Here is a 20,699-nt window from a genome sequence, read left to right on the forward strand (position 1 = left end):
TGAACAACCTCAGGGGCCAGTTCTTCACGGACTACAACCTGCTCGCCGCGGGCTCGGTGATCGTCGCCCTGCCCACGATCGTGGTCTTCCTGCTGCTCCAGCGCCACTTCATCGCGGGCCTCACCCTCGGGTCCGGCAAGGGGTAGCCGCCGGAGCTGCGGAAATGCCATCAGGTGACCACCTCGGCAAAGAGTGAAACCTGCTGCGGAGACTCATCCGGAACGCCCTGCGGGGGAACCGCTACCGCCTCCCGAGGGGCGGTCTCTACTGCTGATTGCAACCCCTGGGGAGAATCTGGGGAGATCTTTTCGGAATCGAGGCCCGCGAACCAGGCGTCCATGGCGCGACGGCCACGACCGTCCGCCTCGGGCATGAAGTGCGCGTACACCCGGAGAGTGATCGAAGGATCAGCGTGGCCGAGCCACTTCGAGACAGACACGACCGACTCCCGCGCGTCCAGCTGCACCGAGGCGTAGGTGTGCCGCAGCGCGTGGTAGCCGAACTCCCGGGTGTCGCCGTAGGCGAGGGCCTCGTTGGAACCTTTGGCGCGCTTTGGCGGCGCCGGGATGACGCCGGCCGAGGCGAGCGCCTTCTTCCAGTAGTGCTGATTCCAGGACCATGCCCGAATCGCCCCGCCCTCCAGATTGGTCACGAGCAGGCGGTGAGTGCGGGGCTTGCGCTCCTCGGCCTCCTTCTTCGTCTCCGGTGGCTTCGAGTCCCTCCACGCCAGCGTGACTTCCTGCGGAGGGAACGCCACCCTGTGCGCACGGATCTGCGCGGCCAGGTAGGCGGGCAGTGGGACCGTGCGCTCCTTGCCGCCCTTCGGCGGGGCGAACACCAGCTTCCCGGCCACCCGCTTCACCTGGCGCCGGATATGGATCACCCCGGCTGTCTCGTCGATGTCCTGGTCCGCGTCAATACCGAATGCCTCGCCCTGTCGGCAGCCGGCGCCGACTCCGATGTCCACGAGGATCTGGTACCGCGGGTGCAACGCGGTCTTAACTGCAATCACCCTGTCCCGAGCCCAGGCGCGCGCCTTCTGCGGAGGGACCGTAGGCGCCTTGATGGTCTTGGCCTTGCAGGGATTGCGGGTGATCCGCTCGTCGTCGATTGCGTAGGCGAGGATGTTGGACAGGTAGCCCCAGACAGCGTTCGCCGTGCCGGGGGCGATACTGCGCTCAAGCGTCTTGAGCCAGATCCGAAGGGTCCCGACCTTGATGTCGCGCAGCTTTGTTTCCCCAAGATGGGGGAGGACGTGTGTCCAGACCCGGCCCTTGATGGTCTCCAGGGTGGCCGGGTCGGCTTTCTGTGCGGGCCACCAGTGCGTGTCGACGTACTCGCGCAGTGGCATGTTGCCGTCGCGGGGGTCAATGAACTCGCCCTTGGTCGACAGGTGTTCTGCCTTCGCCTTCCAGGCATTGGCCCCGCTAGGGCCGGTCAGGGTGTCGAATGACCGGTCCCGAACTCCGGGAATGCCTGCTACGCGGTACCTCTTGCCCTGGCCATAACGTGCGGTCTTGCGCTTCTTACCGGTGGCTGGGTCCGGTCGCTTGGTCAGCCAACGGTCCTCGATGTATCCGGGCATGTGGCAGCCCTTTCAGCTCCGGGGAGCGGAGCGACACCACGTCACCCCGCCATAGCTGGAACCACTGTCCACCAGCAATGACCATCGTGGTTGCCGCTTCGAGGGCCGCGGCGTGCTCAGGTACGAACAGTCCCCGCGACAGCTCGTACTTGACCCTCCCGCGTCCCTCTTTGACTACGACCGGAGCATCTTCTGGGAGATCGGCCAGCTCGTAGGTGACAGACAGCACGGATCTACCCCCTCTGGGGCACACAGGGTGCAGGTGCCCCCGGGACGAAAGTGTTCGGATCCGGAAACATATCGTCACCGCGACGGTCGTACAACAGCCTGTTGACGATCCGATACGGTGCGGAATCGGAACAGCAGGCCAGAGACCTGGGCTAGTCGTCGGAGCGCTTGGCTCGCTCGTCCGCTTCGATCATCGCCTGCCAGCGGCGTCGCTCGGCCTTCTCCATGCCGGCGAGGTGCGCGACGATGACGCGGATGTCCTCGTCGTAACCCGCGAGTTCGGTCGCCTGGTAGTCGAGGTACTGAATCGCGGCGGCCCGCTGCACGATGGACAGCGGCCTCTCCAGCCCGGCGGCAATACCGCGGAGCCGGTCGGGGTTGGGGGCCTGCGTGACGGCGTTCGTCGCCAGCTTCTGGAAGTACGGCTTCGACAGCGGATGTCCTGCGGCTGCCGCCCGGTCGGCCATCAGTTGGTAAGAGGCGCCGCGGCCGTCGTCGTTGATCTCGCGTACCAGCCGGCTGAGTGCGTCTCGATCCATGTCCCTGACTAGGTCTTCGGGTAGGCCGGCCGTGGGGGGCGTGCGGTTGTTGCTGGGGGCAGGTGCCTCCATGCCGCTTTTTCCTCCTGGCTCATTCACGCTGGCTGTCTCTCGTGTAGTCCGTGCCGACTCTACAAATAGCAGGCCAGGCCGTACAACCATCCGACATTGAAGACGAACCGTCTACGCGTTGATGTTACCGAAGCTGCCGGTTCGCAGAAACTGCACATCCGGCCGTTCGAGTTGGTAGACGATGCGGCTTCAGTCTGGTTCACTGTTCACATCAAGAGCCGAACCGTTCCGATGGAGATCCATTGAGCGCCCGCTATAGCCTCCGTGACCCGAAGATCCTCAGATGGGTGATGGATCACCCGGGGCGCGGAACCCCGTACAGCATCCGGCAACTGGCCGACGCAATCGGTCTCAGCCACCACGCATTGATAGGGCACCTGCTCACCGGCGAACGCAGCGAGTGCGACGTCGACACCGCCCACTCCATAGCGGAGGCGGTCGGTGTAGCCCTGCTCGTCATTTTTGCGCCATCCGCGTCTCCGGAAAAGAACGATCCGACTCTCGATCGAAGTAAGTGATCGCCAAGGGGCAACCCCGCCCCCACACAGAGGAGCCCAAGCATGGAAGGGAACCGCAAGCTCGCGGTCCAGCCCCCGCCGCCCGGCATTGTCTGGATCGAGGACTACCGCGACGAAGCCGGATCGGTAGCCATCCCGGGGATCGCCTCCCGGCTCGGGATCAGCCCCAGCACCTACCGCAAGTGGCGGATGAGGGACGAGGGCCCCGACAGCTTCCTGATCGGCAAGAAGGTCGCCGCCCGGATCACCGCCATCGAGGCCTGGCTCAAGGGACTGGAGCAGGCCGCCACCGAAGAGCGGGCGGCAAACCGCGCCAGCGCCGAGCACGACATGCGGCCGGCCGAGCCCCGCCGATACCGCGCCAGCCACAAGCAGCTGGTCCCCGCTGGCTGACGGCAGCAAATGAGGCCGCCCCGCAACTCGCCAGTCCGGGACGACCTCCGAGATCCACCCACACCGATCAAGACGAAAGGCGGACCCCGATGGTCCACATCATCCCATCCGCACCTGCGGATGACACCAACCCCACCACCGCCCTGACACCTGAGCGCGAGCACGAGATCCGCGCCGCGCGGCACGGAGTTCGGTCGCTCGCGTCCGTCGACATCGACGTGACAGACCTCCTCATGGAGGTCACCCGCCTCCGCGCCGAGCTGTCAGCCCGCCCGGCCCGCGCTGAGGTACTGGCCCAGGCGATCGAGGCCGCCCGTGCCGAGCACCTGGACGACGACACCGGGACCGCCGAGGACGAGGCGTACAACCAGGGTGTCGATGACGCGGTCGCCGCGGTCGGCGCGCTCTGGGAGGCCGCCCCCGCCCCCTCGCCGCGGACCGAGCCGCTCACTGTCGAGCACGGTCTGTCTTTCGGGAACGGCAACGTGGTCATGGCCGGGTCGGACGAGCAGTTCGACGACCGAGCCGTCCGCGCCGGCGCCGTCCGCGTGACCCGCACCGTCAGCCCCTGGACGGAGGTGGCGTCATGACTCAGGACATCGCCGCCCGGTTCGCCAAGGACACCGCCAACCACCAAATGACCGTGCTGCACGACGACGGCCTGTATCGCCACCTGAGGTTCGCAGCCCCGAAGCCGAACTCGTGGATCCACTGGTTCGAGATCGTCACGTGGCCCGGTCACCTCGCGATCACCGGCGACATGGAGTCGTTCTCCGTGAAGGCGGACGCGGACACGTTCATGCACACCCGCCTCCCCGACATGTTCCAGTTCTTCCGGGGCAAGGGCATCAACCCCGTCTACTGGTCACAGAAGGTGTCCGGCGGGGCAGGGGTCAAGGAGTTCTCCCGGGACGAGTTCATCTCTGAAGTCCTCGGCTGCATCAAGGACTCGGAGACCCCTGGCCTGCGCGATGAGGTCACAGAGGAGATCTTCGGTAACGCGTCGATCAGCTGCTCCCGGACCGCCCACGCCGCGCTCTACGAGTTCGAGCACAAGGGCTTCCGGTTCGACGACCCGGCCGAGTTGGACTTCGAGCGGTTCACCCCTCACTACCTCTGGTGCTGCCACGCGATCGTATGGGGCATCGCCCAGTACGACGCCGCCCGGAAGCAGGTGGCGGCATGAGCGCCCCGAACCCGCTGTTGGCCCATCTGCTGTCGGCGCCGCCGTTCATCCCCGAACTGCACACCGACGACTGCGACGACACGTCCTGCGTCCGCTGCCGCACGACCACCGACTGGGCGGCCGCCGCCGACCAGCTGACTGCCCTGAAGGCCAAGCGACTTGCCGCCGGCCTGGCCGCCGAGTACCGGCACCTCACCGACACCCGCGACGCCGCCTTCGCAGCCCTGGCCTGCACCCACCCCGAGGCCTGCTCCTCCGACGCCGACTACCCCGCCTGGACGCCCGGAGGCACCCGATGAGCGCCTACACCGCCACCTACTTCCTGGGAACGAAGGCCCACTTCCGGGGCAACGTATCCGTGCATCCGGCGCTCTACGTGGAGCCGGACGGCAAGCACCGACCTGGATATGTCACCTTCCAGCTCGACTCGGAGATCAGCATCGACGAGCAGCTGAAGGTCGCTGACCGGTTCGCCAAGGCGGTGTCTGCCTGGCGTGACGAGCTCGCAACGCGAGCCGATCAGCAGCGCACGGCGGCCGACGAACTGGAGGCCGCCCAAGCGGAGATCGCCCGCCTCAAGGCTGAGGCCGGTGACGAGTCGTGACCCCCTACTCGCACGACGGCGTCACCTTCGACCTGGACGTCCCGCACGCCGACGTGGTCGGTGTCGAGTGGACATGGTCGGGCGCCTGGGCTGACGGCGAGCCGCTGATGGTGGCACCCGGCCACCACATGCCGCTCCCGCTCCCGACGGTGTACCGCGACCACGGCCCGCTGATGCCGATTTCGCGTCCGACAGTCGGCCAGTACCGGGCCGCGGTCGACCCCGACTATGCCGACACCGTGGCCGCCGGGTACGTCGAGACGCCGGCCGCGTTCGGTGCACGCCTCGCCGCCCAGGCCATCCCGCAGGCGCCCGGCCGGGTCCTCGCGCCCAGCCCGCTGGAGCAGACCGGGTTCCGCGCCTTCATCCGCAGTCTCAAGGGGGCCCGCAATGCCTGAGCTCATGGTCCAGATCGAAGGCCAGTCAGCACCGGTTCGGCTCGCCGACTGCTTCTGGGTCCTCACGGACGGCCGAGGCTGCGCCTTCGGCTCCATGGTCGGGTACTCCGCAGCGACCGAGGAGGCCGCGCACCGGGACTTCACGCCCCGGACCAGGGACCGCGACCGGCAGACCCGGCAGGGGTGGCGGGTCCGGCTCCTCAGCAAGGACCAGTGGCGGCACGACGCCGAGGGCTGCTTCCTCGGCCAGTGCCAGCACCGGAGGACGACCGCGTGATCACCGACGAGCGCCTTGCCGAGATCGTCCACCTCACCACGGTGCCCGGCATCAGCCGCCAGCACCGCGAGGCGCTCGTCGACCTCATCCAGGACCGGGACAGGCTCCTCGCCGAACAGCAGGATCTGGCCGCCGAGCTCGCCGGATGGACCGGGGCGCTCACCTGACCCGCCGGGCCGGCGGATGCCACCGGCCCCCGGCCCGGCGCCCAACGCAGAAGCCCCGCCGAGGACAAGTCGGCGGGGGCACCTACCAGCCTCCCAGGAGACACGCATGTCCGTCACCATCAACGCCCACCAGCTCGGCCGCCTCATCGACAAGGTCCGCGGCCACATCGGCAACGAGTACATCGAGGTACTGCACGGCATCCGGCTCGACGTCGACACCACGCACCTGCACGCCGTCGCGTCCGACCAGTACACCGTCGCCGCCGCCCGCTACCGCCTCAACGCCGACCAGCAGGGGCAGGCGCCGTGGGCGCGCACCATCCCCGCCGACTGGCTGAAGCCCCTCCGCGAGTGGACCGGCGCCCACGCCGGCGCCGACACGGTCACGATCACCACGGCGGCAGGCCGAGTCGACTTCGCCACCACCCACACCGAGTTCCGCGTCCCGGTCACCGACGACCAGGACTTCCCGAACTGGCGGACACTGCTGCGGAGCATCACCCTCCACGTGCCCGACAAGTTCATCTTCCCGGCCGTCGACTCCCGGCTCCTCGCCCGGTGGGCCGACACCAGCGACATCATTCGTGTCCACGTCACCAGCGACCTCAAGGCCCTCATGGTGTTCGGCGAGGACTTCATCGGAGCGCAGATGCCGATGCGGTACGCCGGAATCGGGCCGTGCGAGGACGAGACGTTCGAGAAGGCCCTCGCCCTGTGGCCAACGCTCGACCAGGACGAGGAGAACACCTCCACTCCGGACGCCGAGATGCCTGCTGCGGACGACGAGATGGGCACTATCCCCGAAATGGTGGAGGCCCTCCTCCAGCAGACCCTCCGGTCGACCACCGACTCACTCGGCGCTCCGAGCACCGACCCGGGCGCCATCGCCTCGTTCGCGCTCGCCGGAGTCAACTCCTGGTCGGCTTACCGATTCCTCAACGCCCTCCACCAAGCCGACCCGCGTCTCGCCGCCCAGACCGTCGCCGACCTGGCTGAGGAACTGGAGGCCGGCGACTTCAGCGAGAGCGCCTGGGACATCGCCATCAAGGCCGGCCACGACCCGGTGGCCTGGCGGGACGACTACGAGGCCCACCTCAAGAAACTCGCCGCCGAGGCCGCACAGGCCGCCTGACCCACCCAGACGCGGCGTCGAGCCCCCAGCTCCGCCGCCGGGCCCGCCCCGACCTCCCCCAGTGGGGCGGGCCCCCACATCCGAAAGGCAGGACGCATGCGACGCAGCATCACCATCAGCCGCTGGACAGCAGAACTGCACCGGCGAGCAATCCACCTGACTCAGAGCCCCGACCCGAACTGCCGCGACTGTGACGGCAAGGGCGGGTGGTGGGAGACCGTCAACGGTCAATTCATCGACCCCGTCCCGTGCCGGTGCATCGAGGACATCCGGCACATCCGAATCCCGCTCTGGCGCCGAAGCCCGGCCGACTGCTCGACGGAGGCACCTTTCTGATGTCCCCCATCGCCTGCGTCCGCTGCGAAGGAACCGCCGGACCGTTCGCCCGCCAGCCCGAGGGCCCCGTCTGCGAGGACTGCCTCGACGAACAGGATGGCCAGTGACCACCAGCGAGCCGACCGTCGTCGATGTCATCCCCGGCGTCTACGACATTCCCGCCGAGATGTACCACGCCGACCCCATCCCCGGCGGCAGTCTCTCGTCGACCGGGGCCCGCACCCTCACGTCCAGCTGCCCGGCCCGGTTCCGTTATGACCTCGACCATCAGCAGCCGTACAAGGCCGCGTTCGACTTCGGGACCGCCGCCCACAAGCTCGTCCTCGGCGACGGGCCAGAGCTTGTGCTCGTCGACGAACTGATCTGGAACACGGACGCCACCAAGGCCCGGGTCACCGAGATCCGTGCCGCGGGGAACATCCCGCTGAAGCGGGCCGACCTTGAGCGGGTCCACGACATGGCGACCGCCCTCAGCGGGCACCCGGAGGCGGCCGACCTTCTCCACCCCAGCAGCGGCCAGGCCGAGCAGACCCTGTTCTGGCCGATCGGCAACGTCTGGTGCCGGGCCCGGGTCGACTGGCTCCGCGACGACCAACTCGTCGACTACAAGACCGCCCGCTCCGCCCACCCCGACGCCATACAGAAAGCGGTCCAAGATCACGGCTACCACGTCCAAGAGGACTGGTACCGACGCGGCGCCGCAGCCATCGGCCTGCTGCCGATGGACACCCCGTTTCCCTTCATCGTCCAAGAGAAGGAACCGCCGTACCTGGTGACGGTCGCCCGCCTCGACCTGTGGCGCGACATCGCTCACCAGGTCAGCGAGAAGGCCCTGTTCCTCTACGAGTCCTGCCGGGCCGCCGACTACTGGCCGGCCTACAGCACCGACACCGAGTTCGTCTCGCCGCCCGCGTGGCTTGAGCGCCAGTACGCCTAGGAGCACCAGCATGAACCAGCTTCCCCCGCCCACCCGAGTAGGCCGCCCGCAGACCGCGCCGACCAACGAGTACGACGACGGACCGTTCACCTTCCGGCCCGCCACGAAGGACGGCTTCACCGCCACCGTCGCCATCCAGGGCCCGTCCGGCTCCGGCAAGACATGGACCGGACTGTGCGTCGCCAGCGGCCTCGCCGAAGGTCAGCGGTTCGCTGTCATCGACACCGAGCGCGGCGCCGCCGCCCTGTACGTCAACGACCTCGACATCGCCTTCGACACCCTGCCCATGCACCGGTACGACCCGCGCGACCTGCAGAAGGCGCTCGCTGCCGCAGCCCAGGCCGGATACCCGGTCGTGATGGTCGACTCCCTCAGCCACTTCTGGAAGGGCACCGACGGCACCCTCGACCAGGTCGACAAGGCCAAGTCGAAGTACGGCGGCAACAAGTTCGCCGGCTGGAAGGACGGCACCCCGCTCCAGAACGACATGATCGAAGCGCTCATGTCGTACCCGGGGCACGTCGTCGTCACGATGCGGTCCTACACCGACTGGGTCCTTGAGAACGGGCAGCCGGTCAACAAGGGCATGCGCGCCGAGCAGCGCCGCGGCATCGAGTTCGAGTTCGGTGTCGCGGCGGAGATGGACAAGTCGAACCGGCTGCGGTTCATCAAGTCCCGCTGCCCGGCGTTCCGGGGCCTGGTCCTTGACCAGCCGGTCGGGGCACGCGACATCGCCAAGCCTTACCTCGACTGGCTCCGCGACGGCGCCAAGGAGACCGATCCCAGTATCTGGGTCGACGCCGCCACCGCGCCGGAGGCCACCGCGGACAGCCTGCTCGCCCTGTACCGCGAGGTCGAAGCGTCAAGCGCCCTGGCCGCCCCGCTGCTGCACCCGGACACCGGCAAGCCGATCAGCCTCGGCGACCTCATCAAGGAGCGCGGCACCGCGCTCAAGGCCGCCACTTCGTAACGCGCTTCGGGGTCGCCCGCGCGGGAATCGCGGGCGGCCCCGGACTCCAGCACACCACACCCGAAGGGATCCGTCATGACCCGTCGCCTCACCGTCGCCGAGCGTCTCGCGTCCGCCGAGAAGGACGTGCTCCTCGCCGACATAGCCGCCCAGTCCAGCTGGGACCAGTTCCTCGTCGAGCAAGCCGCCTTCCACTACGGGCAGATCAACGACACCTTCACGGCCAACGACCTCCGCAGCGTCCTTCCCGAGCTGGGCCACGGCTTCCTCGGCGCCGCAATCAACAGCCTGCGCACCGGCGGAATCATCGAGCACACCGGGGCCATGGTCCCGTCCACCTCGCCGGCCACCCACGGGCACCGCCTCGCCGTCTGGAAGCTGTCCGCCCGCGGCCGGGCCGTCGCCGCCCAGCGCACCGCCCGTGCGCAGGGGAGGGCAGCGGCGTGACTACCGCAACCCGCCGAGTTCGTCAGCCTGCTCCTCTGCCCGACCACGGGGACGCGCGCCGCTACCGCCGCGGCTGCCACTGCCGCGACTGCACGACCGCAGCCACAGCCGAAGCCCGCAAGTGGAAGTACCTCCGCGACACCGGCCGCAGCGGATATGTCCCCGCCGAGCAGGTCATCGCCCGTATCTGGCGCCTGCGCGCCGCCGGAATGACCGACCTGGAGATCCGTTCCGCCGCCCGCCTCGCCGCCCCGCACCTCTACCAGATCATTCGCAGTCAGACGCCCGTCCGGCACTCCACGGCCGCCCGGATCTTCGCCGTGGCTATCCCGGAGAACACGAGCGAGCCGTCCCGCAACGGGGCTCACGTCCCCCGGCTCGGCACGCGTCGTCGCCTGCAGTCACTCGTCGCCGAAGGGTGGCCCGCAAAGGAACTCGACCGGCGGCTCAACACCGGCCAGGGCTACGTCGCCTACCTGCTGCGCGGCGAAGGCAACGACGTCGTCCGCCTGCGCACCGCCGAAGCCGTTCGCGCCCTCTACACCCAGCTGGCCAACGAGAAGCCGGAAGACCACGGCATCCCCGCCCACCTTGCCAAGCCCACCCGAACCCGAGCCGCCAACAAGGGTTGGGCCGGCGTCGACTACTGGGACGCAGACGACTTCGACAACCCCGACTTCGTCCCGGCCACCAGCGCGACACCCCGGTACATCGAGCTCGCCGAGAACGGTCTGGAACTGGAACGACTCGGCGACACCCGGCAGCAGGCCGCGGACCGGCTGGGTGTCACGAAGGACAACCTCCAGGCCGCCATCGGCCGCTACCGCAAGGCGACCGAGAAGGCGGCATGAGCACCGACGAGGACCGCGACCCGGAGACCGGCCGCCTCCGGCCCCCGGTACTCCGCAGGCCCGTGCCGTACCAGTGCAGCGCCGGAGTCACCCCATGCGGCAAACCGGCCCGGTTCTACGCAGCCGGGTGGCGGTGCAGCAAACACGCGCCTGGCGCCCAGGCCGCCTGACCACACACACGACAACGCCCCGCGGCGACACCGCGGGGCAGAAGGGAGGGGACGTGACGTCAGTCGGAGGACTCGGACCACGGACCGGCCGGCGGCCGGGCTGGCAGCTTGGCACCCGGCCGGCGCAGGTACCAGCGGATCAGCTCGCGGACGACTGCAGCGCGCGGCTGGCCTTGCGTCTTCGCTGCCTCGGCGAACGGCAACCACTCGTCGTCAGGGATGCGCATCTGCCGTGCCGGCGTGTGCGGGGGGTTCTCGGACATGCCGTAACCGTAACCGCACGTAGCTACATGCGGCAACAGCGGATCGCGGAATGTGTAGCTACAAGTTCCTGCGGTTCTCGCTTGCTGTGTAGCTACATGAGTGCTTACTGTGTAGCTACACACCGAGTGCTTGAGGCGGGTAACTTCCCCTGCCTCGCCTCGACGTACCTCAAGAAGGGGCACCAGTGACCTACCGAAACGACACCGACGCGCTGACTGTCATGGACTGGTTCTGTGGTGCAGGCGGCAGCAGCCAGGGCGCGCACGCCATCCCGGGCGTCCGGGTGGAGCGGGCCGCGAACCACTGGGAGCGGGCGATCGAGTCGCACGCCGCGAACTTCCCCGACGTCGACCACTACCGCGGCGACATTCGCGAGGCCCCCGTCGACAAGTGGCCCGTCACCGACATCTTCTGGGCATCACCGGAATGTCCGCAGTGGTCCAACGCGCGCGGGAAGAAACGCGACTTCGCGACCAGCCTGCAGGGTGACCTCTTCGACGACGTCTTCGCCCCGTCCGAGGAGGTCGAACGCTCCCGCGCCCTCATGGAGGAAGTGCCGCTGTACCTGCGCGGCGTCCAGGAGCGCGGCGGACTCGTCAAGGCGGGCGTCGTCGAGAACGTCGTCGATGTCCGGGCCTGGGACCAGTGGGACCGGTGGCTCGGCGAGCTCCACAAGCTCGGCTACAAGACCCGGGTCATCGCCCTGAACTCCATGCACGCCGACCCTCGTGCCGTCGAGAAGGCCCCGCAGTCCCGCGACCGCCTGTACGTCGGCTACTGGCACGAGTCCCTCGGCCGGACCCCCGACTGGAACAAGTGGCTGCGGCCGCGCGCCTGGTGCACCGGGTGCGACGAATGGGTGCTGGCCATGCAGGTCTTCAAGAAGCGCGGCGCCGACATGGGCCGCTACCGCCAGCAGTACGTGTACCGGTGCCCGCAGACGAAGTGCCGGAACCAGATCGTCGAGCCCGAAGTGCTGCCCGCCGCAGTCGCGATCGACTGGACCCTGCCCGGCCAGCGCATCGGCGACCGGGCCAAGCCCCTCGCCGACAAGACCCTCGCCCGCATCCAGGCCGGCCTCGACAAGTTCGCCCGGCCCGTCGATGCCCCGCTCACCACGCAGACCACTACATCGACGAAGGCCATGGCCTATGAGCCGTTCATGGTCCCGGCCGGTGGGACGTGGCGAGACGCGCCCACCGCGATCTCCGATGCCATGCCGTGCCGCACCACCAGGGAGAACGACGGCATCGCCATCCCGCCACTGCTGATCCCCGTCGAGGGGCGCGACGGCAAGGAGCCTGCCTCGGCAAACAACCCACTCCGCACCCAGACCGCCCGCAACGAGACCGGCCTCGCCTGGCTTCCGTTCATGGTCACCATGCGCGGCGGCGGCGACCAGCTCCGCGGCCGCTCCATCCACGATGCGCTCGGCACCGTGTCGGCGAACGGCAACCACCACGGGCTCGTGACGCCGGACATCCCGGCCATGGTCATGCGGAACAACGGAAGCAAGGGCGACGGCGGCGAACACTGCACCACCGTGGCCGAGCACCTCCGCACCCTCACCACTGCTGGCCACGAGTCCCTCGTCACCTGGGAACACCTGCTCGTCCCGTACTACGGCAACGGATCGGCGAAGCCCGTGGCCGAGCCCGTAGGCACCCTCTCCACCCGCGACCGGTACGCCCTCGTGTCCGGCGAAGTCGACATCAACGACGTGCTCTTCCGGATGCTCGAACCCCACGAGATCGGCCGGGCCATGAGTTTTGGCCGCGACTACATCGTCCTGGGATCGAAGCGCGAGCGTGTCCGCCAGTACGGAAACGCTGTGACCTGCAACGCCGCCGAGGTCATCCTCTGCGCCCTCGTCGAAGCCGTCACCGGCGAGCAGCTCGACCGGTACGCCGACCCGCAGTTGGCGGTGGCCGCATGATTCCGCGCAACGACGGCCCGATGGATCCCGGCGAGTACATCCGCCACCTGGTCGCGAGCGAGCCCGCCTACTACGCACGGTGCGACCAGCTGTTCGCGGCCTACCAGGACGCGATTACCAGCGGACGCGAGCCGACTCCGGACGAGAAGCACGAGATGCGCCGCCGCAAGGTCGTTGCAGGAGCGCAGGCCGTGGCAGCAGCCTGCCGCATCGTCCAGGCCGAGTACCGGCGCTGGCGCACCGAAGGCCCCACCGCGTGATCCGCTCCCGGCCGCGACGTGCCCCCGCCTGACCTCACCGCGGCCCGCGGGCTGTGACCGGCAGACCTATCCACACCGTTCGAAAGAAGACGACCCCATGGCCCGCATCCGCTCGATCAAGCCGGAGTTCTTCACTTCGCTGACGATCGCCGACCTGCCCTTGTCGACGCGGCTCACCTTCATCGGCCTCTGGACCTACGTCGACGACAACGGCGTGGGGCCGGCAGACCCGCGTCTCATCCGTGCCGCAGTGTGGCCCCTGGAAGAGGCTCCGGACATCCTCCAGAGGACTCGCGAGGATCTCCAGAGGCTTCACACGGCCCGTTTGGTCACCCTGTACGAGCACTCCGGAAAGCCTCTCGTCGCCGTTTCCAGCTGGGCCGAGCACCAGAAGGTCAGTCACCCCCGAAAAGACCGCTTCCCGCGACCCGAAGACCTGGCGCAAGCCCCTGATCAGGACTCTTGTAACCCTCCAGAGGACTCCGGAGAGGCTCCGGAGGATTCCCAGAGGACTCCGGAAACTCTCCGCCCTGAGCAGGGAGCAGGGAGCAGGGAGCAGGGAGCAGGGAAAGGAAGCGAATCGAAGCCTGCGGCTCCGAAGAACTCCGGCCCCCGCCCCGATGTCGAGCAGGTCTGCGAACACCTCGCCGCCGTGATCGAGAAGGGCGGCGGCAAGAAGCCGATCGTCAGCGACAAGTGGCGCAACGACATCCGGCTGCTGCTCGACCGCGACGAGGTCACCGTCGACCAAGCCATCGCCGCCATCGACTGGGCCCACGCCGACGACTTCTGGCAGGCCCACATCCTCAGCCCGAACAAGCTCCGGGCCAAGTACGAAACCCTCCGCCGCCAGGCCGTCAGCAAGCAGCGAAAGTCCGCGCCCGCCGGCCCGCCGACCGCGCCCCGAGACACCACCCACATGACCACTGAGGAGAAGAAGCGTGCACTCCAGTTCTGACCCCAACGAGATCGACCTGCGGGCCGAGTGGCTCCAGGCCCGCGCCCAGGACGCCCTCACCCGATTCGCCGACCGCACCCCGGTCATCTACCGCCGGCCGATCACCCTGGACCCGGACACCGACAAGGCGGTCACCGACTGGATCGGCGGCTGGACCGGCAACAGCCTGTTCCTCACCGGCCCGATCGGTGTCGGCAAGACCCACAGCGCGTGGGAGATCTGCCGCCGGTGGCTGGTCGCCGCCTACGGCCCGGCCCGGCCGTGGCAGGGCTCCCCGCTGGTCCGCACGTTCCGGTCGACCGCCCTGTTCGACGCGCTGCGCCCCGACGCCCCTGACGACGAGCGTCTTACCCTGTCGCGGGAACTCCAGCGCTGCGACCTCCTGTTCATCGACGACCTGGCCGCGGCGAAGGTCACCGAGTGGACGCAGGAGCGCCTGTTCGAGATCTTCGACGAGCGGTACATCAACCGTCTGCCGGTGATCGTCACCAGTGACGTGCTGCCCGGCGACCTCACCGCCGTCACCGGCCCGCGGGTCGCCTCCCGCCTCGGTGAGATGTGCCGCGGGTCGGTGCTCCTCCTCGAAGGCCGCGACCGGCGCCGGGGTGAGGCCGCATGACCACCGACATGTGGGCCGCGCCCATCGACGAGCAGCAGCCTGGTGGCCCGTCCGCCTTCGAAGCCGAGCGGATCATCGCCGCGTCCGTCATGGCCCGGCCCGACCTCATCGACGAGCTTGCCGCCGAGTTCGATCCCGCCGACATTCAGGACGACCGTTACCGGTGGGTGTGGAGCGCCGTCGACGAGATCCGGCAGACACTCAGCAACAGCGAGATCCGGTGGCAGGCCGTCGACCGGCAGCTGCAGGCGTGGCGGGCCACCGGCTACATGCCGATCGTGCCGCTCGCCCTGGACCAGCTTGCCCGCCTGTACGACGAGGCCCAGCCGTCGCACTCGGCCGCCGCGTACTACGCCGCCCAGATCACCGAAGCGTCCATCGCCCGCCGCTACCTCGCACTCGGCGCCGACATCAGCGTCCGCGGCCGGTCCGCCGGCTTCAACCCCGAAACGGACATCGCCGCCGTACAGGACGCCCTAGACAACCTCGTCCGCAACGACGAGGCCAGCACCCCCTCACTCGTCGGCGACATCATCGGCGGCGCCCTCGAACGCGCCATCACCCCGCCGACGAACGAGAACCGCATCCCCACCGGCTTCATCGACATGGACGCCCTGTTCAGTGGGGGGTTTGCCCCCGGCCAGTTGGTCGTCATCGCGGCTCGGCCGGCCATCGGGAAGAGCACGCTCGGCCTCGGCCTCGCACGGGCCGCCGGGATCAAGCACGGCATCCCGACCCTGTTCGAGTCCCTGGAGATGGGCGAGGAGGAGCTCGCCAACAACGTCCTCGCCGCCGAAGGCCGCATTGCCCTCCACCACATCAAGCAGGGCATCGTCGACGACGCCGGAATGGCCCGCGCGGCACGGATCACGCCGAAGATCGCCGCAGCCCCGCTCTACCTGAACGACTGCTCCACCCTGTCGCTGCCGATCCTTCGCGGCCGCGTCCGGCACATGATCCGCACCGTCGGGCTGCGGCTGGTCATCGTCGACTACCTCCAGCTGATGCAGGCACCCAAAGCCGAGAACCGGCAGGCCGAAGTCTCCAAGCTCACCCGCGGACTCAAGCTCATGGCCAAGGAGTTCGGGATCACCGTCGTCGTCCTGGCGCAGCTCAACCGCGGACCCGAGCAGCGCACCGACAAGAGGCCGCAGGTGTCCGACCTCCGCGAATCCGGGGCGATCGAGCAGGACGCCGACATGGTCATCCTTCTGCACCGTGAAGACGCCTATGACAAAGAGTCCGCCCGCTCCGGCGAAGCGGACTTCATTGTCGGCAAGCACCGCGGGGGGCCAACGGGCACGATCACGACCGCGGCAGCCTTGCACTATGCGTCGTTCCTCGACATGGCGGCGACGTGACCGCCGCCCCCGAGGACATCGCCGCGATGCGCGCCGACGGCGACCTCCTCGACTACATCCGGTCCCTCACCGGCCGGCCACCGAAGCAGCGGCAAGTCGAACCCAAGCCCGAGCCGAAGCCCTGCTTTCACATCCGGCGCCCCGGCGCCTGGCCCTGCGGCACCGCTGCATCCGGCCCGACGCCTCCGCCCTGCAGCGACTGCCAGAGCAACCACAGTGAGGCGACATGACCGCCCGCACGTTGGATGCCGACTTCGCCGGCCAGACCACAACTGCCTCGCCCCGACGCACTGCTGGCCGTGTGCGCACCTCGCAGCCGTCGAACGGCTCACGGGACGCCGAGACCGCTCCTGACGCCGCAGACGTGCGTACAGGGGCGCGTGAGGTCGAGCAGGTGCCCGGACAGACCGAACTCCCTCTCATCCACCACCAACCCACCCTCTGGAGCCTCTGATGACCTACCGCCCCGACATGAACGCGATCGAGCTCGACGAGGCCGATGGCCACCCGCGCCAGGCCGACACCCCGGCCCCGTGCACCTGCGACGACGAAAACACGCTCGTGTCCGTCGACATGGGCCCGGAGGACGGCGGAGTCGTCGACATGTGCGCCAGCTGCTACGACGCCATGCAGAACGAGCTGAACGAGGAGCCGACCCGATGAGTACGAACGGATACGCCGGAATCAGCCTGGCCGGGCGGTGGGAGTGCGGTGCCTGCGGGGCGTCCGGAGACGGCTGGTGGGACGAGGACCAGGGCCTCACCTTGGACGCCGAGCACGAGTGCGAGGAAACGAGCCGATGACCGACCAGCCGACCGGCCGCGCAATGACGATGCGGGAGATCCGAGATGCCCTCGGCCACACCACCCCCGACCTCCCCGTGGCTACCTGCCAGGCCACTGAGTACGAGGTGTCGCTCCTCCCCGAAGGCGATATCAACCGGCACGTCTTCGCCATCACAGTCGAATACCGCGGCGTCGGCCAATGGGCCGTCACCCGGCACGGCACCTGCCTCGGCACCGACGGGAAGTGGACGCAAGGCGTCAAGCCCTACGACCGCGGCGACGACTGGCTGAACGCGCACCGCTTCGACCTCGACACCGCGCTGCGCCTCGCCCGCGACGCTGCCCCACGCGTCGTCGTCAACGGACACACCGCCCTGGACGCGTACCACCGCACGCACTCCGAGGAGACAGCCCGATGAGAGACCGCCCACCCGTCTGCCAGTGGTGCGGCTACCCCATCACCGGCACGCCCACCTGGTGGGACGAGAAGCCCCAGTGCCCCGACCCGCACGCCTGCACACGCCGAATTCCCCGAAAGGAACCGACCCGATGAACAGCACCGAACCCGAACTGCGCCTCTGCGGCAACCGCTTCGGAGAGCGCGCCTGCCAGCGCAGCCCCGCCCACACCTACCCCCACCGAGACGCCAAGCAGAAGGGCACCGAAACGCGCTCCTGGTGGGACGGAAAGGACGTCACCCGATGAGCGACCCCACCAACAACCAACTCGACGCCACGTACCGCGAGCGCGCCCACCTCGTCGCGCTCCTCGCAGCCCTCCACCCCTCCCACATCGGCCACACCGACCCCACCGCCCCTGAGTGGGCCGTCGTCACCATCGAGACCCCCGCCGGCCAAATGACCTGGCACATCGCCGAACGCGACATGGACCTCTTTGCCCACGTCCAGCCGACGAACCGCATCTGCCGCGGCTGGGACGGCCACACCACCGGCGAGAAGTACCAGCGGATGCGCGACCTCACCCAGGCCACGCCCAGCCTCCTGAAGCTGGAAGTCGTGGCCGACCAGCAAGCCGAGCACATCAAGCAGCTCACCGCCCAGGTCACCAAGTCCGAGCAGGGCCGCAGAAACCTTCGCGGCCTCCTCGAACACCACCGTGATCAGGGCTCGGTCGGCATCCTCCGCACCACCCGGGTCCGTCTCACCCGCGCGCTCAAAGCGTGTGCCCGGTACCGCGCCGAGGTAGCCCGACTCGCCGCTGGGATCACCGAGCAGGCCGCCCGTATCACGACGCTGGAGCACGTCGCCGCGGGCAACAAGCGCCACGTCGCCCTCGTCGTGCCCGAGTTGGAGCACGCCGAGGCCGCCATCGCCCGCGTGCGGGCCTGGATTGCCAGTGAGCCTGTTACCGCCCGCAGCGAGTTCGGCAGCGGCTACCGCGAAGCTCTGCACGACATCCGCGCCGCCCTCGACGAGCAGCAGCCCACCACGAAGGAGAACAACTGATGCGCGAACCCACCGTCCACCACCCCGCCCTGATGACCACCTGCCCCCGCTGCGGCAGCGTCCCCGGCGCCCACTGCTTTACCCCGCGCGGCAGCCGCCTCCGCGACGGGCGGGTCCACCGTGAACGCACCGCCGCGCACCGCGAACGCACCGCCTGACACACCGCACCACTGGCCGGCCGGACCCATCCGGCCGGCCACCCCGCCCAGCCCCACCGCAAGCCCGCAAGGAGCCCGCCGTGAACGAGTCGACCGAATGCCTCATCTGCCGCAGCGGCCTGTACGCCGACGAGCTCGGCCGGTACGCCTGCCGCCCCTGCACCGAGCGGATCGACGGGAACCTTCGCGCCCTGGCCGGGCCCGGGGGCCTGTACGCCCGTCTGAGCGCTCAACTGGCCCCCGGGGTGGGGAATGGGGGCCCGGCGGTCTCCGGGAGCCGCACAGCCCCCGTACCGCTCCGCCTGGAGGTGCTCAACCTGATGACCGCGGGTGGCCCCGTCCTCGGGTCGCTGGAAACCTGGGTGCGTGACTGGCGAGAGCACGGACGGGCCGAGGTGTGCGAAGCCGGGACGCTGCAGCAGCGGCTCGACCACGCCGTCGGCACGCTCCGGTTCAACCTGCAGTGGGCGGTGGCGAATCATGAGGCGGTCGACGAATTCGCGCGTGAGACCAGCCTCATCTACCGCCAGTGCGAGGCTCAGGTCACCGGCGAACGGCGGCCGCGCGTCATCCCCGTCGCCTGCCCCTGCGGCACGACCCTCCGCGTCACCCTCGACACGGCCGGCTGCCGTTGCCCCGGATGCGGCCAGCAGTACGGGCACAGCGAGGTGCTGCAACTACCGATGGCCGGGCGCCGGATAGCGGCGTAGTTCTTCGCAGGAAGCGGACGTCGGCCCGTCAGCTTTCGTGTAATGGTGCAGAGTGACAAAGGTGCCCACGTGGGCGGCCGTTGAGAGACCAGACCATGGGGGAGCGATGGAAGTGTTTATCGCTGCATTGCTGGGAGTGGGTGGCGGGGTGGCCGCCACGATCGCAACGTTAGCTTTTCGACTTGCGAAGCATGGAGCCGTGCGGCACGAAGAGCCGCGAAGGCTGACCCTGAAGTCGAGTGGAAACGTTCGAATCCAAGTCGTCACGGATGACGATGATGTGCTGGCGCGATTCGCTGCTCTCAAGCGCCGTTTGGAGGCGGACAAGAGCCTACCTTCTCGACTGAACCAGCGGCACGAACTCGCCCAACTGCAGGCCGAAGTCGGAGCTGCACTACTCGCCCAACTGCACCACAACGTCGGGGCTGTAATTCGAGTCGGCCAGCGGGTGCCTGATTTGATGGACGTAACGGAGAGCGTTGAAGCAGGTCAAGCGGTATCGCACCTCGCGCAAGGCTTCGACGACCTCTTCCGCGCACTGGGGCCTCCGCCAGCTGGACTTGCCAAGCTGGAGCCAACGGGTAGCGGAGACGGGGGAACGGCGCGATGACGCAGGAGACGGGAACCCCACCTCCTCAGCCAACCGGTCTTGAGATCGCGGTGCAGTGGGCCGAGCTTCCCGCAGAACACCTTCAGGTAGCCCTCAAAGCCCTCGAACCGCAACTGCGCCGCGAGCATGAACTGCGAATGGAGCAGGAGAAGGCGGTGAGGAAGCTTGAACTCGAACGTCTACGGCTTGCCGCCGAGGAAGCCCAAGCGAAGCGGTCGCACTCCTTGTACATGGTTGGTCTTGGTGCAGGTTTCATCGTGACTTTAGGCATGCTCACCGGTGCCGTGATCGTTGGAGTTCAAGGGCAAGCCTGGCTCGCGGCCATGTTGTCGGGCCCGAGCGTTCTCGCGCTCGCCGGACTGTTTGTCCTCCGGAAGAGTGACAGTGCCCAAGTGCAGACCGTGGCACGGTCACAGCGATCAGCGCTCAATGCTGCTCAGGCCCCACCCGGTCCGCCTGTTGACCCCGGAGCATCGAGCCCTGCGCTCTGAACTGGGAAGCGCCCCCGACCGATGGCCGGGGGCGCTTCCCAGTTCAGGGTCAGCGGTACTCGGCCCGCGCCTTCACCAGCTGGGCGTGAACCTCGTCGAGCCGGTCACAGTGGGCGCGTACCTGGGCGATGACCGCAGCGAACTCGTCCGGCGTGACGCACTCCATCACCTCATCCTGGAACGGCTCCAGCGTGAGGTGCGGGACGTTGCGCCGGGGGTCGCTGCTGTACGGATCCACGTTGATCCGGCCGGCCAGGATCGGCACCGGGAG

General features: G+C 68.6%; 32 protein-coding genes and 1 pseudogene. 29 read left to right on the forward strand and 4 right to left on the reverse strand.

The features are described 5' to 3' along the window. Nucleotides 1-146: pseudogene (locus ABZ622_RS39310) on the forward strand (carbohydrate ABC transporter permease); the annotation flags it as partial. Between the two features lie 23 nt (nt 147-169). On the opposite strand, the gene ABZ622_RS39315 reads toward ABZ622_RS39310, so the two are convergent. Continuing rightward, nucleotides 170-1,585: a site-specific integrase gene (locus ABZ622_RS39315; RefSeq protein WP_360551759.1), complete on the reverse strand. Its 1,416-nt coding sequence runs from the start codon at nt 1,583-1,585 to the stop codon at nt 170-172. Nucleotides 1,586-1,965: 380 nt separating this feature from the next. Next, entirely contained in the window at nt 1,966-2,352 is a 387-nt protein-coding gene (locus tag ABZ622_RS39320; protein ID WP_360551761.1) for a hypothetical protein, read from the reverse strand. Between the two features lie 314 nt (nt 2,353-2,666). On the opposite strand from ABZ622_RS39320, the gene ABZ622_RS39325 reads away from it, so the two are divergent. The 14 genes from ABZ622_RS39325 to ABZ622_RS39390 all read left to right on the forward strand — a co-directional run bounded on the left by ABZ622_RS39325 (nt 2,667) and on the right by ABZ622_RS39390 (nt 10,640). After that, entirely contained in the window at nt 2,667-2,942 is a 276-nt protein-coding gene (locus ABZ622_RS39325) for an XRE family transcriptional regulator (protein WP_360551763.1), read from the forward strand. 42 nt (nt 2,943-2,984) lie between these two features. After that, nucleotides 2,985-3,335: a hypothetical protein gene (locus ABZ622_RS39330; protein ID WP_360551765.1), complete on the forward strand. Its 351-nt coding sequence runs from the start codon at nt 2,985-2,987 to the stop codon at nt 3,333-3,335. Between the two features lie 89 nt (nt 3,336-3,424). Next, nucleotides 3,425-3,925, forward strand: coding sequence for a hypothetical protein (locus ABZ622_RS39335; RefSeq protein WP_360551767.1), 501 nt, complete (start codon nt 3,425-3,427; stop codon nt 3,923-3,925). Continuing rightward, nucleotides 3,922-4,521: a hypothetical protein gene (locus tag ABZ622_RS39340; RefSeq protein ID WP_360551769.1), complete on the forward strand. Its 600-nt coding sequence runs from the start codon at nt 3,922-3,924 to the stop codon at nt 4,519-4,521. The genes ABZ622_RS39335 and ABZ622_RS39340 overlap by 4 nt, the downstream gene beginning before the upstream one ends. Further along, nucleotides 4,518-4,820, forward strand: a complete 303-nt coding sequence (locus ABZ622_RS39345) for a hypothetical protein (protein ID WP_360551771.1) — start codon at nt 4,518-4,520, stop codon at nt 4,818-4,820. Before ABZ622_RS39340 ends, ABZ622_RS39345 begins: the two co-directional genes overlap by 4 nt. Continuing rightward, nucleotides 4,817-5,125: a hypothetical protein gene (locus ABZ622_RS39350; protein WP_360551773.1), complete on the forward strand. Its 309-nt coding sequence runs from the start codon at nt 4,817-4,819 to the stop codon at nt 5,123-5,125. The genes ABZ622_RS39345 and ABZ622_RS39350 overlap by 4 nt, the downstream gene beginning before the upstream one ends. Beyond that, the gene (locus tag ABZ622_RS39355) at nt 5,122-5,523 is read left to right on the forward strand and encodes a phiSA1p31-related protein (protein WP_360551775.1); all 402 of its coding nucleotides are present in this window, start codon (nt 5,122-5,124) and stop codon (nt 5,521-5,523) included. The genes ABZ622_RS39350 and ABZ622_RS39355 overlap by 4 nt, the downstream gene beginning before the upstream one ends. Further along, on the forward strand, nt 5,516-5,800 hold the full coding sequence (locus ABZ622_RS39360) for a hypothetical protein (RefSeq protein WP_360551776.1): 285 nt from the start codon (nt 5,516-5,518) through the stop codon (nt 5,798-5,800). Before ABZ622_RS39355 ends, ABZ622_RS39360 begins: the two co-directional genes overlap by 8 nt. Then, the gene (locus tag ABZ622_RS39365; protein ID WP_360551778.1) at nt 5,797-5,967 is read left to right on the forward strand and encodes a hypothetical protein; all 171 of its coding nucleotides are present in this window, start codon (nt 5,797-5,799) and stop codon (nt 5,965-5,967) included. The genes ABZ622_RS39360 and ABZ622_RS39365 overlap by 4 nt, the downstream gene beginning before the upstream one ends. A gap of 106 nt (nt 5,968-6,073) precedes the next feature. Then, nucleotides 6,074-7,099, forward strand: coding sequence for a hypothetical protein (locus ABZ622_RS39370; protein ID WP_360551780.1), 1,026 nt, complete (start codon nt 6,074-6,076; stop codon nt 7,097-7,099). Nucleotides 7,100-7,538: 439 nt separating this feature from the next. Next, nucleotides 7,539-8,372 carry a PD-(D/E)XK nuclease-like domain-containing protein gene (locus tag ABZ622_RS39375; protein WP_360551782.1) on the forward strand — a complete coding sequence of 278 codons (834 nt, stop codon included), beginning with the start codon at nt 7,539-7,541 and terminating at the stop codon, nt 8,370-8,372. 10 nt (nt 8,373-8,382) lie between these two features. Then, complete coding sequence (locus ABZ622_RS39380) at nt 8,383-9,342, forward strand: AAA family ATPase (protein ID WP_360551784.1); 960 nt, start codon at nt 8,383-8,385, stop codon at nt 9,340-9,342. 75 nt (nt 9,343-9,417) lie between these two features. Beyond that, the gene (locus ABZ622_RS39385; RefSeq protein WP_360551786.1) at nt 9,418-9,789 is read left to right on the forward strand and encodes a hypothetical protein; all 372 of its coding nucleotides are present in this window, start codon (nt 9,418-9,420) and stop codon (nt 9,787-9,789) included. Further along, entirely contained in the window at nt 9,786-10,640 is an 855-nt protein-coding gene (locus ABZ622_RS39390) for a hypothetical protein (protein WP_360551788.1), read from the forward strand. The genes ABZ622_RS39385 and ABZ622_RS39390 overlap by 4 nt, the downstream gene beginning before the upstream one ends. A 229-nt stretch (nt 10,641-10,869) precedes the next feature. Here ABZ622_RS39390 and ABZ622_RS39395 read toward each other — a convergent pair whose 3' ends face one another. Continuing rightward, nucleotides 10,870-11,073: a hypothetical protein gene (locus ABZ622_RS39395; RefSeq protein ID WP_360551790.1), complete on the reverse strand. Its 204-nt coding sequence runs from the start codon at nt 11,071-11,073 to the stop codon at nt 10,870-10,872. Between the two features lie 185 nt (nt 11,074-11,258). On the opposite strand from ABZ622_RS39395, the gene ABZ622_RS39400 reads away from it, so the two are divergent. The 14 genes from ABZ622_RS39400 (at nt 11,259) to ABZ622_RS39465 (ending at nt 20,428) form a co-directional block, all read left to right on the forward strand. Continuing rightward, a complete protein-coding gene (locus ABZ622_RS39400) occupies nt 11,259-13,010 on the forward strand; it encodes a DNA cytosine methyltransferase (protein ID WP_360551792.1) in 1,752 nt (583 codons plus the stop codon). Then, nucleotides 13,007-13,270, forward strand: a complete 264-nt coding sequence (locus tag ABZ622_RS39405) for a hypothetical protein (RefSeq protein ID WP_360551793.1) — start codon at nt 13,007-13,009, stop codon at nt 13,268-13,270. Before ABZ622_RS39400 ends, ABZ622_RS39405 begins: the two co-directional genes overlap by 4 nt. A gap of 97 nt (nt 13,271-13,367) precedes the next feature. Continuing rightward, nucleotides 13,368-14,228 (forward strand): hypothetical protein, encoded by an 861-nt coding sequence (locus ABZ622_RS39410; RefSeq protein ID WP_360551795.1) that lies wholly within the window; start codon nt 13,368-13,370, stop codon nt 14,226-14,228. Then, nucleotides 14,212-14,847, forward strand: a complete 636-nt coding sequence (locus ABZ622_RS39415) for a DnaA/Hda family protein (RefSeq protein WP_360551797.1) — start codon at nt 14,212-14,214, stop codon at nt 14,845-14,847. The genes ABZ622_RS39410 and ABZ622_RS39415 overlap by 17 nt, the downstream gene beginning before the upstream one ends. Next, nucleotides 14,844-16,208, forward strand: coding sequence for a DnaB-like helicase C-terminal domain-containing protein (locus ABZ622_RS39420; protein WP_360551799.1), 1,365 nt, complete (start codon nt 14,844-14,846; stop codon nt 16,206-16,208). The genes ABZ622_RS39415 and ABZ622_RS39420 overlap by 4 nt, the downstream gene beginning before the upstream one ends. Nucleotides 16,209-16,661: 453 nt before the next feature. After that, entirely contained in the window at nt 16,662-16,871 is a 210-nt protein-coding gene (locus ABZ622_RS39425; protein WP_360551800.1) for a hypothetical protein, read from the forward strand. Further along, a complete protein-coding gene (locus ABZ622_RS39430; RefSeq protein ID WP_360551802.1) occupies nt 16,868-17,011 on the forward strand; it encodes a hypothetical protein in 144 nt (47 codons plus the stop codon). Before ABZ622_RS39425 ends, ABZ622_RS39430 begins: the two co-directional genes overlap by 4 nt. After that, the gene (locus ABZ622_RS39435) at nt 17,008-17,412 is read left to right on the forward strand and encodes a hypothetical protein (protein WP_360551804.1); all 405 of its coding nucleotides are present in this window, start codon (nt 17,008-17,010) and stop codon (nt 17,410-17,412) included. Before ABZ622_RS39430 ends, ABZ622_RS39435 begins: the two co-directional genes overlap by 4 nt. A 130-nt stretch (nt 17,413-17,542) precedes the next feature. Further along, nucleotides 17,543-17,698 (forward strand): hypothetical protein, encoded by a 156-nt coding sequence (locus tag ABZ622_RS39440; protein WP_360551806.1) that lies wholly within the window; start codon nt 17,543-17,545, stop codon nt 17,696-17,698. Further along, nucleotides 17,695-18,459, forward strand: a complete 765-nt coding sequence (locus ABZ622_RS39445; RefSeq protein WP_360551807.1) for a hypothetical protein — start codon at nt 17,695-17,697, stop codon at nt 18,457-18,459. Before ABZ622_RS39440 ends, ABZ622_RS39445 begins: the two co-directional genes overlap by 4 nt. Next, nucleotides 18,459-18,617, forward strand: a complete 159-nt coding sequence (locus ABZ622_RS39450; RefSeq protein ID WP_360551809.1) for a hypothetical protein — start codon at nt 18,459-18,461, stop codon at nt 18,615-18,617. The genes ABZ622_RS39445 and ABZ622_RS39450 overlap by 1 nt, the downstream gene beginning before the upstream one ends. An 80-nt stretch (nt 18,618-18,697) precedes the next feature. Then, on the forward strand, nt 18,698-19,327 hold the full coding sequence (locus ABZ622_RS39455; RefSeq protein ID WP_360551811.1) for a hypothetical protein: 630 nt from the start codon (nt 18,698-18,700) through the stop codon (nt 19,325-19,327). Nucleotides 19,328-19,433: 106 nt separating this feature from the next. Continuing rightward, nucleotides 19,434-19,937, forward strand: a complete 504-nt coding sequence (locus ABZ622_RS39460) for a hypothetical protein (RefSeq protein ID WP_360551812.1) — start codon at nt 19,434-19,436, stop codon at nt 19,935-19,937. Beyond that, nucleotides 19,934-20,428, forward strand: a complete 495-nt coding sequence (locus ABZ622_RS39465; protein WP_360551814.1) for a hypothetical protein — start codon at nt 19,934-19,936, stop codon at nt 20,426-20,428. The genes ABZ622_RS39460 and ABZ622_RS39465 overlap by 4 nt, the downstream gene beginning before the upstream one ends. Before the next feature lie 49 nt (nt 20,429-20,477). Here the strand turns inward: ABZ622_RS39465 and ABZ622_RS39470 are convergent. Then, nucleotides 20,478-20,699 (reverse strand): hypothetical protein (locus tag ABZ622_RS39470; RefSeq protein WP_360551815.1); only part of this gene is annotated, 222 nt, incomplete at its 5' end.

It is taken from the genome of Streptomyces sp. NPDC007164, assembly GCF_040634135.1.
In the GTDB taxonomy this organism is placed as follows: domain Bacteria; phylum Actinomycetota; class Actinomycetes; order Streptomycetales; family Streptomycetaceae; genus Streptomyces; species Streptomyces sanglieri.

What these genes read in the sequence shown, in the direction of transcription:
- ABZ622_RS39315 (WP_360551759.1), bottom strand. Translation starts at nt 1,585, where the DNA reads ATGCCCGGATACATCGAGGACCGTTGGCTGACCAAGCGACCGGACCCA.
- ABZ622_RS39320 (WP_360551761.1), bottom strand. Translation starts at nt 2,352, where the DNA reads ATGGATCGAGACGCACTCAGCCGGCTGGTACGCGAGATCAACGACGAC.
- ABZ622_RS39330 (WP_360551765.1), top strand. Translation starts at nt 2,985, where the DNA reads ATGGAAGGGAACCGCAAGCTCGCGGTCCAGCCCCCGCCGCCCGGCATT.
- ABZ622_RS39335 (WP_360551767.1), top strand. Translation starts at nt 3,425, where the DNA reads ATGGTCCACATCATCCCATCCGCACCTGCGGATGACACCAACCCCACC.
- ABZ622_RS39340 (WP_360551769.1), top strand. Translation starts at nt 3,922, where the DNA reads ATGACTCAGGACATCGCCGCCCGGTTCGCCAAGGACACCGCCAACCAC.
- ABZ622_RS39345 (WP_360551771.1), top strand. Translation starts at nt 4,518, where the DNA reads ATGAGCGCCCCGAACCCGCTGTTGGCCCATCTGCTGTCGGCGCCGCCG.
- ABZ622_RS39350 (WP_360551773.1), top strand. Translation starts at nt 4,817, where the DNA reads ATGAGCGCCTACACCGCCACCTACTTCCTGGGAACGAAGGCCCACTTC.
- ABZ622_RS39360 (WP_360551776.1), top strand. Translation starts at nt 5,516, where the DNA reads ATGCCTGAGCTCATGGTCCAGATCGAAGGCCAGTCAGCACCGGTTCGG.
- ABZ622_RS39370 (WP_360551780.1), top strand. Translation starts at nt 6,074, where the DNA reads ATGTCCGTCACCATCAACGCCCACCAGCTCGGCCGCCTCATCGACAAG.
- ABZ622_RS39380 (WP_360551784.1), top strand. Translation starts at nt 8,383, where the DNA reads ATGAACCAGCTTCCCCCGCCCACCCGAGTAGGCCGCCCGCAGACCGCG.
- ABZ622_RS39385 (WP_360551786.1), top strand. Translation starts at nt 9,418, where the DNA reads ATGACCCGTCGCCTCACCGTCGCCGAGCGTCTCGCGTCCGCCGAGAAG.
- ABZ622_RS39395 (WP_360551790.1), bottom strand. Translation starts at nt 11,073, where the DNA reads ATGTCCGAGAACCCCCCGCACACGCCGGCACGGCAGATGCGCATCCCT.
- ABZ622_RS39405 (WP_360551793.1), top strand. Translation starts at nt 13,007, where the DNA reads ATGATTCCGCGCAACGACGGCCCGATGGATCCCGGCGAGTACATCCGC.
- ABZ622_RS39410 (WP_360551795.1), top strand. Translation starts at nt 13,368, where the DNA reads ATGGCCCGCATCCGCTCGATCAAGCCGGAGTTCTTCACTTCGCTGACG.
- ABZ622_RS39420 (WP_360551799.1), top strand. Translation starts at nt 14,844, where the DNA reads ATGACCACCGACATGTGGGCCGCGCCCATCGACGAGCAGCAGCCTGGT.
- ABZ622_RS39425 (WP_360551800.1), top strand. Translation starts at nt 16,662, where the DNA reads ATGACCTACCGCCCCGACATGAACGCGATCGAGCTCGACGAGGCCGAT.
- ABZ622_RS39430 (WP_360551802.1), top strand. Translation starts at nt 16,868, where the DNA reads ATGAGTACGAACGGATACGCCGGAATCAGCCTGGCCGGGCGGTGGGAG.
- ABZ622_RS39435 (WP_360551804.1), top strand. Translation starts at nt 17,008, where the DNA reads ATGACCGACCAGCCGACCGGCCGCGCAATGACGATGCGGGAGATCCGA.
- ABZ622_RS39440 (WP_360551806.1), top strand. Translation starts at nt 17,543, where the DNA reads ATGAACAGCACCGAACCCGAACTGCGCCTCTGCGGCAACCGCTTCGGA.
- ABZ622_RS39445 (WP_360551807.1), top strand. Translation starts at nt 17,695, where the DNA reads ATGAGCGACCCCACCAACAACCAACTCGACGCCACGTACCGCGAGCGC.
- ABZ622_RS39450 (WP_360551809.1), top strand. Translation starts at nt 18,459, where the DNA reads ATGCGCGAACCCACCGTCCACCACCCCGCCCTGATGACCACCTGCCCC.
- ABZ622_RS39460 (WP_360551812.1), top strand. Translation starts at nt 19,434, where the DNA reads ATGGAAGTGTTTATCGCTGCATTGCTGGGAGTGGGTGGCGGGGTGGCC.
- ABZ622_RS39465 (WP_360551814.1), top strand. Translation starts at nt 19,934, where the DNA reads ATGACGCAGGAGACGGGAACCCCACCTCCTCAGCCAACCGGTCTTGAG.